General features: G+C 31.4%; 14 protein-coding genes and 1 tRNA gene. 5 read left to right on the plus strand and 10 right to left on the minus strand.

The window, feature by feature from the left end; genetic code table 11:
- Nucleotides 1-3: 3 nt before the first annotated feature.
- Entirely contained in the window at nucleotides 4-1,626 is a 1,623-nt protein-coding gene (locus ACFSR1_RS12585) for a S41 family peptidase (protein WP_378292983.1), read from the plus strand.
- Between the two features lie 57 nt (nucleotides 1,627-1,683).
- Here ACFSR1_RS12585 and ACFSR1_RS12590 read toward each other — a convergent pair whose 3' ends face one another.
- The 5 genes from ACFSR1_RS12590 to ACFSR1_RS12610 form a co-directional block, all read right to left on the minus strand.
- The gene (locus ACFSR1_RS12590) at nucleotides 1,684-2,130 is read right to left on the minus strand and encodes a GNAT family N-acetyltransferase (protein WP_378292985.1); all 447 of its coding nucleotides are present in this window, start codon (nucleotides 2,128-2,130) and stop codon (nucleotides 1,684-1,686) included.
- Between the two features lie 3 nt (nucleotides 2,131-2,133).
- The gene (locus ACFSR1_RS12595; RefSeq protein ID WP_378292987.1) at nucleotides 2,134-3,054 is read right to left on the minus strand and encodes a cation diffusion facilitator family transporter; all 921 of its coding nucleotides are present in this window, start codon (nucleotides 3,052-3,054) and stop codon (nucleotides 2,134-2,136) included.
- A 12-nt stretch (nucleotides 3,055-3,066) separates the two neighbouring features.
- A complete protein-coding gene (rpiB, locus tag ACFSR1_RS12600; protein WP_378292989.1) occupies nucleotides 3,067-3,498 on the minus strand; it encodes a ribose 5-phosphate isomerase B in 432 nt (143 codons plus the stop codon).
- A gap of 565 nt (nucleotides 3,499-4,063) precedes the next feature.
- Nucleotides 4,064-4,303, minus strand: a complete 240-nt coding sequence (locus tag ACFSR1_RS12605; protein WP_378292990.1) for a DUF2007 domain-containing protein — start codon at nucleotides 4,301-4,303, stop codon at nucleotides 4,064-4,066.
- Between the two features lie 57 nt (nucleotides 4,304-4,360).
- Nucleotides 4,361-4,543, minus strand: coding sequence for a hypothetical protein (locus ACFSR1_RS12610; RefSeq protein WP_378292992.1), 183 nt, complete (start codon nucleotides 4,541-4,543; stop codon nucleotides 4,361-4,363).
- 235 nt (nucleotides 4,544-4,778) lie between these two features.
- On the opposite strand from ACFSR1_RS12610, the gene rnr reads away from it, so the two are divergent.
- From rnr to ACFSR1_RS12625, 3 genes are all read left to right on the plus strand, one after another.
- Nucleotides 4,779-6,977, plus strand: a complete 2,199-nt coding sequence (rnr, locus tag ACFSR1_RS12615; protein ID WP_378292994.1) for a ribonuclease R — start codon at nucleotides 4,779-4,781, stop codon at nucleotides 6,975-6,977.
- A gap of 65 nt (nucleotides 6,978-7,042) precedes the next feature.
- Entirely contained in the window at nucleotides 7,043-7,717 is a 675-nt protein-coding gene (locus tag ACFSR1_RS12620; RefSeq protein ID WP_378292996.1) for a head GIN domain-containing protein, read from the plus strand.
- A gap of 44 nt (nucleotides 7,718-7,761) precedes the next feature.
- Complete coding sequence (locus ACFSR1_RS12625; RefSeq protein WP_378292998.1) at nucleotides 7,762-8,457, plus strand: LysE family translocator; 696 nt, start codon at nucleotides 7,762-7,764, stop codon at nucleotides 8,455-8,457.
- Between the two features lie 35 nt (nucleotides 8,458-8,492).
- Here the strand turns inward: ACFSR1_RS12625 and ACFSR1_RS12630 are convergent.
- Nucleotides 8,493-8,563 (minus strand) — tRNA-Cys (locus ACFSR1_RS12630).
- Nucleotides 8,564-8,616: 53 nt separating this feature from the next.
- Nucleotides 8,617-8,973: a dihydroneopterin aldolase gene (gene folB / locus ACFSR1_RS12635; RefSeq protein WP_378293000.1), complete on the minus strand. Its 357-nt coding sequence runs from the start codon at nucleotides 8,971-8,973 to the stop codon at nucleotides 8,617-8,619.
- Nucleotides 8,974-9,124: 151 nt separating this feature from the next.
- Here folB and ACFSR1_RS12640 point away from each other — a divergent pair, with 151 nt between their 5' ends.
- Complete coding sequence (locus tag ACFSR1_RS12640; RefSeq protein WP_378293002.1) at nucleotides 9,125-11,167, plus strand: glutamine--tRNA ligase/YqeY domain fusion protein; 2,043 nt, start codon at nucleotides 9,125-9,127, stop codon at nucleotides 11,165-11,167.
- 59 nt (nucleotides 11,168-11,226) lie between these two features.
- Here ACFSR1_RS12640 and ACFSR1_RS12645 read toward each other — a convergent pair whose 3' ends face one another.
- The 3 genes from ACFSR1_RS12645 to ACFSR1_RS12655 all read right to left on the minus strand — a co-directional run bounded on the left by ACFSR1_RS12645 (nucleotide 11,227) and on the right by ACFSR1_RS12655 (nucleotide 13,176).
- Nucleotides 11,227-11,736 carry a hypothetical protein gene (locus tag ACFSR1_RS12645; RefSeq protein WP_378293004.1) on the minus strand — a complete coding sequence of 170 codons (510 nt, stop codon included), beginning with the start codon at nucleotides 11,734-11,736 and terminating at the stop codon, nucleotides 11,227-11,229.
- A gap of 252 nt (nucleotides 11,737-11,988) precedes the next feature.
- Complete coding sequence (locus ACFSR1_RS12650) at nucleotides 11,989-12,933, minus strand: SPFH domain-containing protein (protein ID WP_378293006.1); 945 nt, start codon at nucleotides 12,931-12,933, stop codon at nucleotides 11,989-11,991.
- Between the two features lie 63 nt (nucleotides 12,934-12,996).
- Nucleotides 12,997-13,176 carry a DUF4177 domain-containing protein gene (locus ACFSR1_RS12655; RefSeq protein ID WP_378293008.1) on the minus strand — a complete coding sequence of 60 codons (180 nt, stop codon included), beginning with the start codon at nucleotides 13,174-13,176 and terminating at the stop codon, nucleotides 12,997-12,999.
- Nucleotides 13,177-13,298: the final 122 nt, after the last annotated feature.

Raw genomic sequence — 13,298 nt, forward strand, 5'->3', positions numbered from 1 at the left:
CGTATGAAAAAGAAAATCCTTTATCCTGCTATTGCGGTTATTATTCTATTATCTACAGTAAGTTTTAAGTCTGATTTTTTTGAAATCGCAAAACAGATTGAAATTTTTACGACCATGTTTAAAGAGCTAAACATGAATTATGTAGATGAAACCAATCCTGCAGAACTTATGGATACTGCCATTAAGGCCATGTTAGATGATTTAGATCCATATACAAAGTATTGGAACGAACAGGATGTAGAGGCTTCTAAAATTAGAAACGCCGGAGAATATACAGGTATCGGAGCTTCAGTAAAAACAGTTAAAGATAAAATAATTATTGTAGAACCTTATAAAGATTATCCGGCCGATAAAGCGGGTCTTAAAGCGGGAGACGAGATTATTCAGATTGGCGATGTCGTAGTGTCAGATTTTGAAGAAGATGCGGGAGAACTCCTTAAAGGTGCTAGTGGCACCGAAGTAGAAATCACATACAAAAGACAAAACCAAACAAAAACCACAATTCTTACCAGGGAAGAAATTGAAGTAAAGGCAGTTCCATTCTTTACTTTATTAGATGATAATACAGGCTATATTGTTTTATCTAAATTTAATAATAAAGCATCAACAGAAACAATTGCTGCACTAAAAGATCTCAAAGCTAAAGGTGCAGATAAGATTATTCTGGATCTAAGAGGAAATCCGGGAGGATTACTAAGTGAGGCCATAAATGTTACAAACATATTTGTTCCTAAAGGAGAGTTAATTACCACCACAAAATCAATAGTAAAAAAATATAATAAAGAATACTCCACAAAAAAAACTCCTATAGACATAGAAATCCCTTTGGTAGTATTGGTAAACGGCAGAAGTGCTTCTGCTAGTGAAATTGTTGCCGGAAGTATTCAGGATCTGGATAGAGGTGTTGTTATTGGAGCCAGAAGTTTTGGAAAAGGGCTGGTACAACGACCAAAGAAGTTAACCTATGGTACCCAGTTAAAAATAACTATATCTCGCTATTATACACCTAGTGGAAGATGCATTCAGGCATTAGACTATTGGAATCGTGATGAAAATAACAAAGCAGTTCGTATAAGCGAAAAGGATTTTAAAGCTTTTAAAACAAAAAACGGTAGAACTGTCTATGATGGTGGTGGTATTCAACCGGATATAGAATTAGAAACATCAAAATTCAGTAATATCACAACATCACTTCTTCAATCAGATGCAATATTTGATTATGGAACAAAATATTATTATTCTCACAAGATAGATGATATCTCTAAATTTAAGTTTACCGATAAAGATTATGAGGATTTTAAAAACTTTGTAAAACAGAGTAGTTTTAACTATGAAACCGCTACTGAAAAATCTCTTAAAAAATCTTTAGAAGTGGCTAAAAGAGACAAACTGGACAAAGATATTGCTGAAAGTTATAATGCCTTATTAGCATCCATAAAAGCATCAAAAGAAAAAGGATTGGATTCGTATAAAACCGAAATTGCCAATCTACTTACTGATGAAATTGTTAAGCGCTATGCCTATAGAGAAGGACTGTATGACTATTACATAAAGCATAATCCCGAAATAGAAAAGAGCAAAGAAATTCTTGGAAATAAGGCTAAGTACGAAAAGATTTTAAAATAATCTGAATAGATATAGATTAACAAAAAACTATTCGCTGCGGTGAATGGTTTTTTGTTTTTATGATCTTATCATCGCAATGTGTGGAATACCGTCTTCTAAGTATTCATCCCCTATTTGTTTAAAATTGTGTTTTTCGTAAAACTTCTTCAGATAGCATTGAGCTGATATTTTAATTTGGTCTGTTGCAAACTGTTCTTTTATTCCTTCTATGCTTTTCTTTATCAAATCGTGCCCATAACCATATTTTCTTTGGTTTTCAGACACCACTACTCGACCAATACTTGCTTTATCAAAATAATCTCCTGCATTAAATATTCTTGTGTATGCTATAATTTCGTTGTTTTTATATCCTATGACATGTAGTGCTATTTGATCTTTATCATCAACATCTTGATAAACACAATCTTGCTCTACCACAAATACTTCTGCGCGTAAGCGCAAAATTTTGTACAGCTCTATCAACTCCAATTCATTAAAACGTTTAATTCTAAATTCGATATCCATAGATCAGTCTTGTACGATAATATCTTTACTATCATTTTTATTATACTCTGGTTGCAAAGTAATATGATTAATACCAAATTTATCTTGTAATACGTCTTCAACTAGGTGAAGTATTTCCCCAAACCTAGAAACATGGATATCCTTGTTAAAGTCTATGTGTGCCTCTAAATGTGTTTCCTCTTCATTAAGTTGCCATACATGCACGTGATGAATGCTTTTAACTTCTGGTAAACTATTTACAACATCCACGATCTCCTTTACCGCAATATTTTCTGGTGTAAATAACATTAATATTTTAAAAGATGATTTTAGTAAATCATACCCAACAACAATCAAATAAATAGCAATAATAAAAGTAAGGACACTGTCTATCCAAAATACTTGATAAAACTTCATTAATAAACCTCCCAGTAAAACTGCAATTGACGCCATCATATCTGTAATAAGATGTAAATATGCAGATCTCATATTCATATTTACCTTGCTGTCTTTTTTTAACAACAAAACGCTCAAACCATTCCCAAGAATAGCTACAGAAGATAATATAATCACTGTTTGAGTTGTAATTTCCTTTGGGCTTTGTAGTCGTTCTATTGCTTCTATAACTAAAAAAACTGCGACCACAATAAGGGTAGATGCGTTTATAAACGCAGCCATTATCTCTGCTCTTTTAAATCCAAAAGTTCGTTGTATAGATGCTTCCTTTTTTGCTAATCTATTGGCAAAAAAACTTACAATCAAAGAAAGTACATCACTAAAATTATGAAGCGCATCAGACAATAAAGAAAGACTTCCTGAAACCAAGCCACCAATAACCTGTGCAACTGTAATTACAATATTTAATAAAATAGAAACTAATAAATTACGCCCTCTTAATTTTGGATGGGAATGTGTATGGTGGTTATGAGGGTGACTTTTTACCATTTATTGATTTGATTAACACATAGAAATCTTGTTTACTCTATTCTGATGTCTTCCTCCCTCAAATTTAGTATTCAAAAAAGTTTTAACCATTTCAATGGCTTGTGGTAAAGATGTAAACCTTGCTGGAATACTTATAATATTTGCATCATTGTGTTGTCTTGTCAATTCGGTAATTTCTTTTGTCCAACATAATCCAGCACGTACATTTTTATATTTGTTTGCTGTCATTGAAACACCGTTTCCACTTCCACAAATTAGAATCCCAAAATCAACAGCATTAGTGTCTACGTCTTTTGCTACCGGATGAACAAAATCTGGATAATCGACACTACTATTTTCATCAGTACCATAGTTTACTACCTCTATACCTTCTGATTTTAAGTATGATATTATTCCAAATTTATATTCGGTTCCTGCGTGGTCATTTCCAATAGCTATTTTCACAACTTTATACTTTTAATATTATTTAAGGATTCTATTTATACGTTAATCACAAAGATACTTTAATCAGAAAAAGTAAACTTCAAAAAATCAATAAATTAAACCGAAGCTATCTTAATGTTAATAACTCCTTACCCACTGTTAACATCAGCTGTGTATAAATAGTTCCTAAAATTGAGGAACTTTATTTGGAGTTATTGATTATAATTTCAATACACCACTATTATCTATAAATCAAAATTTTTTAGTCAGTTTCTTTTGATGAGTTTTTAAATATTTAACCTCTGTTATTAACGATGGTTTTACCGTAAAAATATGAATAAAAACATGTGTTTATAACCTATGAACAACTGTTAACTAAATTTAACTTATATAAGATTTTCAAGTATTTACCATATTAATATCCTGTTGATATAATTCTGAAAAATCAGTCTAACTTAATAAACAAATAAAATTTGATAAAGTTATACCGCTATCAACACTACATGATAATCATCATTTTTAATTTTTAATTTTAGAAAAAGAAAAAAGATATATTAATTATATGTTGAAAACTATAATTATTAAATCAAATAATTCTTAGATGTGAATTGGTATTAAGATCATCTATTATTTGTTGGACTCTTATTTGATCCTTTCGATGAACCTTTAGGTTAATACCTCCTAGAGCATTCGAGTAAAAAGGAAAGACTCCAATCATGGTTTCATTCTCAAAAAAATAAGAAATACCTTCTCTTTCCAAAAGAAGTCGTAATATTGCATAATCGTTTGGATACGTAAAGGTTGCAATTGTAATAAAATCTTTCATAGAAATAATCCAGATAATAGATGATTATCTAAATATACAAATTATATAAAAAAGGAATTAATTGATTTGTGTAGCTTCCTTATCAGAATTGATAGCACCGTTTATTTCTGATTTCTTATCAATATCTGTTGTCTGATCCATTGTATTTCCTATATAAAGTGTAGAGTAATATATACCTAATAGAAATATTAGTGTGAATAGAAATATAATCTTATGGATTTTTTTGATTTTGTACTTCATATACTTAATACCAAACGAACAAAACACAATCTTCGTATTTTAAAATTAAGTAAATTTTAAGAAAAAAAAGAAGATTTGTTGATAATAGTTATCTGTAAGTAATTGATTTACAGATGACATATTTTTTTAACTATAAACAACAATAAAATTCAATATTTAATAAAAGTTTATATAGAAAACAACTTATGTTAAAAGATAAGCTGTAATTTTATATTGTATCATTTAAAAGACATTAATGAAAAGAAAAAGAAGAAGAGGAAAAAAGTCTCCGAAAATAGAAAACATTACCCAAGGAATACTCAAAATACTTAAATCAGAACCTAGTAAAACATTTAATTATAGACAGATTGCTGCAAAGTTTGGTGTAGATGATCCAAGTAGTAGAAATCAAATTATAAAGAAATTAGCTCAGCTCGCTGCAAAAAAGCAAATAGAGGAAACAGATAGAGGGAAATTTAAAATTGTACCAAATATTAATACATATTCCGGTAAATTAGAAATCACCTCAAAAGGAACAGGGTATGTTATTGTAGAAGATCTGGAGGATGATATTTTTATACCTAATAATAGTCTTAATAAAGCATTAAACGGAGATGAAGTAGAAGTATATGTATACAAACGTAAGCGCAGAGGTAAAAGTGAAGGAGAGATTACGAGAATTATTTCTAGAAAGAAAGACGAGTTTGTAGGAGTAATAGAAATACAAAAGAACTATGCATTTGTTAATATGCAAGATGGCAAAATGTATACGGATATTTTTGTTCCTAAAAACAAAATAAAAGATGCAGAGGATGGTGATAAGGTATTAGTAAAACTGGAAGATTGGCCTGAAAAAGCAGATTCTCCATTCGGAAAAGTAATAAAAGTACTCGGTAAACCGGGAGATCATAATACAGAGATTCATTCCATATTAGCACAGTATGGTTTACCATACGAATTTCCTATAGAAGTAGAATCGTATGCGAATGAATTGGATACTTCTATACAGGAATTAGAGATCAAAAAACGTAGAGATATGCGTAAAACGCTAACCTTTACTATTGATCCAAAAGATGCTAAAGATTTTGATGATGCACTATCATTTGAAGTTTTAGAAAATGGGAATTATGAAATAGGAATTCATATAGCAGATGTATCACATTATGTAAAACCAGGAACAATTTTGGATGAAGAAGCTTACGAAAGAGCAACTTCAGTTTATCTAGTAGATAGAGTAGTGCCTATGCTTCCTGAAGTTTTGTCAAATAATGCGTGTTCTCTAAGACCACATGAAGAAAAGTATACATTTTCAGCTGTTTTTGAGCTTAATAATAAAGCAGAAATTAAGAATCAATGGTTTGGTAGAACTGTTACCTATTCTGATGCTCGTTTTGCTTATGAAGAAGCACAGCATATTATAGAAACTAAAGAAAATACAATTCCTACCGAAATTTCTTTGACAGGAGAACAGTATCAAGCAGATCAAAAAATAGCGGATGCAGTACTAAAATTGGATGAATTAGCTAAGATCATGCGCACGAAACGAATGAGACAAGGAGCAATTTCTTTTGATAAAGTAGAGGTGAAGTTTGATCTAAACGAAGAAAATAATCCCGTAGGAGTGTTTTTTAAGACGTCTAAGGACGCAAATAAACTTATTGAGGAGTTTATGCTGCTTGCTAACAAAAAGGTAGCAGAATTCATCGGAAAGCAAAATCCAAAGAAAACATTTGTATACAGGGTCCATGACGAACCTAATGATGAGAAACTAGCCGCTTTGCAAAATGTAATAGGTCGTTTTGGCTATAAACTGGATTTAAGAGACCGTAAAACTACAACCAATTCTCTAAATGGATTACTAAAAGATGTTCAGGGGAAAAAAGAACAAAACCTTGTAGACACCTTAGCAATACGAAGTATGAGTAAGGCGGAGTATACAACACATAATATTGGGCATTATGGATTAGCTTTTGATTATTATTCACATTTTACCTCTCCAATAAGACGTTATCCTGATGTTATGGCACATCGTTTGTTACAACATTACTTGGATAATGGAAAATCTGCTTCAGAAGAGGAATATGAAGAACGATGTAATCATAGTAGTTCCATGGAAAACCTGGCAGCTAGTGCTGAAAGAGATTCTATAAAATATATGCAGATTAAATTCATGAAAGATCACGAAGACGAAGAGTTTTTGGGAGTGATTTCTGGAGTAACTGAATGGGGTATTTATGTAGAGATTATTAGTAATAAATGTGAAGGAATGATACGTCTCAAGGATATGAGTGATGATCATTATCTTTTTGATCAGGATGAATATGCAGTGATTGGCCAACGTTCTAAGAAAGTGTACCAGTTAGGAGATGAGGTATATGTAAAAGTAAAGAATGCGGATCTTGTGAAACGTCATTTGGATTTTACCTTATTAGGTAGTAAAGAAGAAATAGAATAAACGATGTATTACATCGTTACTTTAAACAATAAATCATATACAAATCAAACTTAAATTAAAAGGCAATGAAAAAAGTAGTATTTCTCTCGTTATTTTTTGTCGTAGCTGTATTAAACGCACAAAACGTTATCACAAAGAATGTTGGAGATTTTAATGAACTTAAAGTTTTTGATAAAATAGAAGTCAAACTTCTAAAAGGATCAGAGAATAAAGTTGAAATTTCGGGTATCAGTAGAAAAGAAGTTGACGTAGTTATTAAGGATAATATTCTCAAAATTAAAATGTCGTTAAGTAATACCTGGGATGATAATGATACTAAGGTAACAGTATATTATACTGATATTTCAAAGTTAGATGTCAATGAAGGAGCTAAGATTATGGTAAAAGGAACCATAAAAGCAACTAATTTAGATATAAGAGCTCAAGAGGGAGGAGATATTTATGCAGAAATTGACACAGATAAGTTATTAGCAAGAGCCGTTAGTGGCGGAGAGTTGCATTTAGAAGGAAGCGCTATTGAGCAAGAAGTGACAGTCAAAGCGGGAGGACAGTTTATTGCGGAAGACTTAAAAACTAAAAGAACGCAGGTGAAAATTAGTGCCGGAGGAAGAGCAAATGTAAATGCGAGTGACTATGTAAAAGCAAATACAGCTGCTGGTGGTACTATAAGAATTTACGGAAATCCGAAAGAGGTAGATGGAAAAAAAGTTTTTGGTGGTAAAATAATAGAGGTAAACTAAGTAGTATTTTCTAACTTTGTAAGAAATACGCTTACACCCTCTCTATGTTTCAAGATGCGCAGGCAGCAATATTTTTAGGATTTATTTTAGCTTTTTTAATAGGGCCAGTGTTTTTTGTTTTACTCGAAACGGCTGCAATAAAAGGTTTTAGAGCAGCTTTAGCGGTAGATCTTGGGGTTATTTTTGCAGATGTCGTATTTATCTTAATAGCGTATTTCAGTACCAATCAGATTTTAGAAAAAATAAAAGATGATCCTGCCTTATTTATTTTTGGTGGGATGTTATTAGCTACCTATGGTGCTATTTCCTTTATTAAGGAAAGAAAAAATTATAATAAACTTAGAGATACTTCTGTAGAAATTATTAATAAACATAATTATCTGGTACTTTTTTTTAAAGGATTTTTATTAAACTTTATAAATATAGGTGTTTTAGCATTTTGGATCGGAATAATTGTGGTTGCAGGACCACAAATGGATATGGATACTAATAGAATTGTTCTGTTTTTTGTAATGGTTCTTAGTACTTATTTATTTATAGATGTACTAAAAATGCTTCTAGCAAAACGGTTGAAAAGAAAACTTACTCCTAAACGTACCTACATGATAAAAAGAGGAATTAGTATGATTATGATGGTTTTTGGAATATTTTTAATCCTCAAAGGGGTTATTCCTGATACCATGGAGAAGAAAATTCAGGATAAGATAGAAAAAATAAGGCCTGATTCAAGTTTTAAATAAAAAAAATCCTGTAATATTCTTACAGGATTTTTTTGAGGTGTCGAGCGGATTCGAACCGCTGTAGATGGTGTTGCAGACCACTGCCTAGCCACTCGGCCACGACACCCTTTTTGTCTTCGAGGGCAAATGTAAAAAAATTTATGATTACTTCAGATTTATTTATCTTTTTTTACTCCTAGTAATTGTAACCATCTGTACATTTCCTCCAATAGGCGGATTAATTTTAGAAACATCGACCGTTGCTTTAGCTACCAAAGGTAATTCATCTAATATACGAGTTAAAATTCGTTCCGCAGCATGTTCTAACAATTTAGAACGAATAGCCATTTCTTCTTTCACAATGTGATTAAGGTGTACATAATCAACAGTATCAGAAAGTTTATCAGTTTTCGCAGATGTATTAAGATCTGCTTTGATTTTTAGATCTACACGATAATCAGAACCTATTTTTTTCTCCTCTACCAGACATCCGTGATATGCATATATCTTGATGTTTTTAAGCGTAATTAATCCCACAGAATTTTTTTACAAAGGTACTAGAATCTTTGATAAGGTAATAAGGAAAATAACCCTTTTATAAACAGGTATTTCAGTAATCAAACAGTTATCGTATAATTGTTGTGTATCATTAGAAATATTAGGTAGTTTTGTATTTTATTTTTAACCAATGACAGAAGAAAAAAAATCACTCAATTTTTTAGAGCACATAGTAGAAGAAGACCTTTCTAATGGAATGAATCCTAAAGATTTACGATTTAGATTTCCTCCGGAACCTAACGGATATTTGCATATAGGGCATACCAAAGCAATAGGAATTAGTTTTGGTCTGGGACTTACTTATAACGCTCCGGTTAACTTACGTTTTGATGATACCAACCCAGCTAAAGAAGAGCAGGAGTATGTGGATGCAATTAAGGAAGATATTGCGTGGTTAGGATATCAATGGGATAAAGAATGTTATTCTTCTGATTATTTTCAGCAATTATATGATTGGACAGTAGAACTTATCAAAGATGGTAAGGCATATGTAGATAGTCAATCTTCTGAGGAGATAGCGGCGCAAAAAGGTACTACTACAGAACCAGGAACAAATAGCCCATATAGAGATAGATCAGTAGCAGAAAATCTGGATTTATTTAAAAGGATGCGGGCTGGGGAATTTGATGAAGGTGCACATGTGGTAAGAGCCAAAATTGATATGGCCGACCCGAATATGCTGATGCGTGATCCATTGATGTACAGAATATTAAAAAAATCACATCACAGAACAGGTGATGAATGGTGTATATATCCAATGTACGATTGGACTCATGGAGAAAGTGATTATATAGAAAATATTTCTCATTCCTTATGTTCATTAGAATTTAAACCACATAGAAAGCTATATGATTGGTTTTTGGATCAAATCTATACGAATGATATAAGACCAAAACAAAGAGAATTTGCGCGTCTCAATCTTAGTTATACGATTATGAGTAAACGTAAATTACTCAGATTGGTAAATGATGGTGTAGTAAAAGGATGGGATGATCCAAGAATGCCTACTATTTCTGGTTTGCGAAGAAGAGGATATACACCTGCATCTATAAGAAAGTTTGTAGAAACAGTGGGTGTAGCTAAAAGAGAAAATGTTATAGATGTTTCATTATTAGAGTTTTGCGTTCGCGAAGATCTCAATAAAACGGCTTCAAGAGTTATGGCCGTTATAGATCCCGTAAGACTTGTGATTACTAACTATCCAGAAGGAAAAGAAGAGTGGTTAGAAGCAGAAAATAATCCAGAAGATGAAGGAGCTGGCTCTAGAGAAATTCCGTTTTCTAGAGAATTATATATAGAGCGTGAAGATTTTAAAGAAGAAGCCGGTCGAAAGTATTTTAGGTTAACATTAGGTAAGGAGGTTCGTCTTAAAAACGCATATATAATTAAAGGCGAAAGCGTTGTAAAAGATGAGAAAGGAAACATTACAGAGATACGTTGTACCTATGATCCTAAAAGTAGATCGGGTAGTGGTACAGAAGAATCTAAGCGCAACGTAAAAGGGACATTACATTGGGTATCCATACAACACGCAATCCCTGCAGAAATAAGGCTGTATGATCGTTTATTCAATGATGAAGCTCCGGATAGTCATAAGGATAGAGATTTTATGGAATTTCTTAATCCTGATTCCTTAAAAGTGATTACCGGGTATGTAGAACCCGGTCTTAAAGAAGCAAAACCATTAGATCAGTTTCAATTTCAAAGATTAGGTTATTTTAATGTGGATCCTGATAGCACATCAAATACATTAGTATTTAATAAAACAGTTGGTCTGCGCGATACTTGGGCTAAAGTTAAACCTTCATCGAATACACAATCTAGTAGTAAACCACAGGAAAATACACAAAGAGAGATACCTGCAATTGAAGAAATTAAAAGGGCAGGAAAGAAGTATACCAATTTACCTGAAGATAAGCGAGAAGCGCTTAAAACTAAGATTTTAGAAGCTGCCAAGAAGATTGATATCGAAGAATTAGTTCCACTTTACGGAACAGCCGCAAAAAAAGTGGGAACCCGTATTGTTACAACGATTGCTTTGGGTGCTTTTTTAGAAAATAACAGTGTGCAACCTGATGAATTAGCAAAAGATTTTATTACAAAAGGGAAAGAGGATACTCATGAATTATTACGTAATGAAGCAGAAATAATTGCTAATAAATATGACATATAATATTTAATGTTATACTAAAAAAAGAGGGTGATAATTATTTTATCACCCTCTTTTTTTACTCAATTATCAGCTATTTGCTCATCTTGTGGAATTTCAATTTCAGTTTCGAAATTCCTAAAGATTTTCTGCGTTTCTTCGTCATCCAGCAGTTTGTTGGATTCAATAAAATACCATTTTTCTTTCTTTTTATCGTAGAATCCAAATAAAGAACTTTTTAAGGTTATAAATCTACCATTAAAATCCATCTTAATGGTATTTTTTACAAGACAACGATATTCTTTTTTTTCTTTTTTTATGTCTGTTACCTCGTCGATTTCAGAACTTATAATTTTTATTTTCTGAGCAGTCATGGTTTTAAAAACCTGATCAATGTCATTTTTAAGTTGTTCTTGACCATACTTTTTAGAAATTTTTGGATGTGTATATTCCAATAGAGTATTTACATCTTTTTTTAAAGAAGCTTCAGAAACTATTTTTGCATCTCGTAGTGCTTGTTTTTTTAACTTGTTTAAGTTTTGCGAAAAAACACTTCCGGAAACAAGTAAGAATATAAGCAGATAATTTTTCATTTTCATTTTGTAAAAGTACTCTTTTATATGTTATAAATAATAACTATAGTTTTATTAAAATTATTGTTTTTGTTTATTAAAAATAAGTTTATATAAAAGACGCTAAGAGAAGATAAAAGTTGCACAATGTAATATTATATCCCAATTATAAAAAAGCGCTTAAAACGTATTATTTTAAATTTGGAACAAAATTAGTAAAAAAAAAACCCGATCAGAAAATATGACCGGGTTTAAGTAAAATTTATACTAATTTTATGCTTCAGGGTTTTTCTTGCCTAAACCTTTTTTTGCGTTTTGTCTTTTCATTTCTTCTCCAATTTGGTTAGAAGCTGTAAATGAAGCAATCATGTTATTTAGCATATCGCTACCCGCTTGTGGAGAATTAGGTAGTAATATTAAATTACTATTAGTTTCTTCACCTATAGATTGTAGTGTGTCATAGTGTTGTGTAACAACAATAAGTGCTGAGGCTTCTTGGGAATTGATACCAACATTATTTAAAACATCAACACTTTCTTCCAGACCTCTTGCAATTTCTCTTCTTTGATCTGCAATACCTTGTCCTTGCAATCTTTTACTTTCCGCTTCTGCACGAGCCTTTGCAACAATTTTAATACGTTCAGCTTCAGCTTCGTATTCTGCAGCAACTTTTTCTCTTTCTGCAGCGTTAATTCTATTCATGGCTTCTTTAACCTGTAAATCTGGATCTATATCTGTAACTAACGTTTTGATAATATCATAACCATAATTAATCATTGCTTCGTTTAGTTCTTGTTTTACAGCAATAGCAATATCATCTTTTCTTTCGAAAACATCATCAAGTTTCATTTTAGGAACTTCTGCTCGAACTACATCAAATACATAAGAAGTAATCTGATCATGTGGATTTTCTAGTTTATAAAAAGCGTCATATACTTTTTCTTTGATAACCTGAAACTGTACTGAAATTTTTAGACGAACAAATACATCATCTTTCGTTTTGGTTTCTACAAGAACATCAAGTTGTTGAATTTTTAGATTGATACGTCCTGCTATATTATCAATAACAGGAATTTTCATCTGTAATCCTGAGTTACGAATACTGTGAAATTTTCCAAATCTTTCGATAATGGCGGATGTCTGTTGTTTAACGACAAAGAAAAATTTAAAGAATAGGAAGAGTCCTAAAATAGCTAATGGTATGATATAGTAATTCATTAGTGTAAATTAAAAAGTTAATAGTTTATATTAAAAGTAAAGATAAAAAGTCATTCAACAATTTTATTTGGCAATAGTTATCATAGCTGTAGACATTCCAGAACTACTAGAAGTTCCAAAAGCTACAGAAACAATTTCCCATCCTTCTTGTGATGCCTTGTTTAAAGTATCTTCAACTTCTTTTCTAAGCTTTTCAGTTGACCATAAATTGGATCTTTTGAGAACTTTATATTGTTTTGACATAGTTGTATTTTTAAATATTGGTTACTATATATGTACGTTTTTCTGTTGAAATGTTACATATTGGTAAAAAGCAAAACCCATTATCTATAATCGGATAATGGGTTTTTGTTATGTTAAAAACG

The organism is Aquimarina rubra (assembly GCF_042684305.1).
Classification (GTDB): Bacteria; Bacteroidota; Bacteroidia; order Flavobacteriales; family Flavobacteriaceae; genus Aquimarina; species Aquimarina rubra.

Excerpts from the sequence above, each read along its gene's own strand:
- ACFSR1_RS12585 (WP_378292983.1), top strand. The coding sequence starts at position 4 with ATGAAAAAGAAAATCCTTTATCCTGCTATTGCGGTTATTATTCTATTA.
- ACFSR1_RS12620 (WP_378292996.1), top strand. The coding sequence starts at position 7,043 with ATGAAAAAAGTAGTATTTCTCTCGTTATTTTTTGTCGTAGCTGTATTA.
- ACFSR1_RS12590 (WP_378292985.1), bottom strand. The coding sequence starts at position 2,130 with ATGGATATCGAATTTAGAATTAAACGTTTTAATGAATTGGAGTTGATA.
- ACFSR1_RS12625 (WP_378292998.1), top strand. The coding sequence starts at position 7,762 with ATGTTTCAAGATGCGCAGGCAGCAATATTTTTAGGATTTATTTTAGCT.
- ACFSR1_RS12595 (WP_378292987.1), bottom strand. The coding sequence starts at position 3,054 with ATGGTAAAAAGTCACCCTCATAACCACCATACACATTCCCATCCAAAA.
- ACFSR1_RS12645 (WP_378293004.1), bottom strand. The coding sequence starts at position 11,736 with ATGAAAAATTATCTGCTTATATTCTTACTTGTTTCCGGAAGTGTTTTT.
- ACFSR1_RS12610 (WP_378292992.1), bottom strand. The coding sequence starts at position 4,543 with ATGAAGTACAAAATCAAAAAAATCCATAAGATTATATTTCTATTCACA.
- ACFSR1_RS12640 (WP_378293002.1), top strand. The coding sequence starts at position 9,125 with ATGACAGAAGAAAAAAAATCACTCAATTTTTTAGAGCACATAGTAGAA.
- ACFSR1_RS12605 (WP_378292990.1), bottom strand. The coding sequence starts at position 4,303 with ATGAAAGATTTTATTACAATTGCAACCTTTACGTATCCAAACGATTAT.
- ACFSR1_RS12655 (WP_378293008.1), bottom strand. The coding sequence starts at position 13,176 with ATGTCAAAACAATATAAAGTTCTCAAAAGATCCAATTTATGGTCAACT.
- rnr (WP_378292994.1), top strand. The coding sequence starts at position 4,779 with ATGAAAAGAAAAAGAAGAAGAGGAAAAAAGTCTCCGAAAATAGAAAAC.
- ACFSR1_RS12650 (WP_378293006.1), bottom strand. The coding sequence starts at position 12,933 with ATGAATTACTATATCATACCATTAGCTATTTTAGGACTCTTCCTATTC.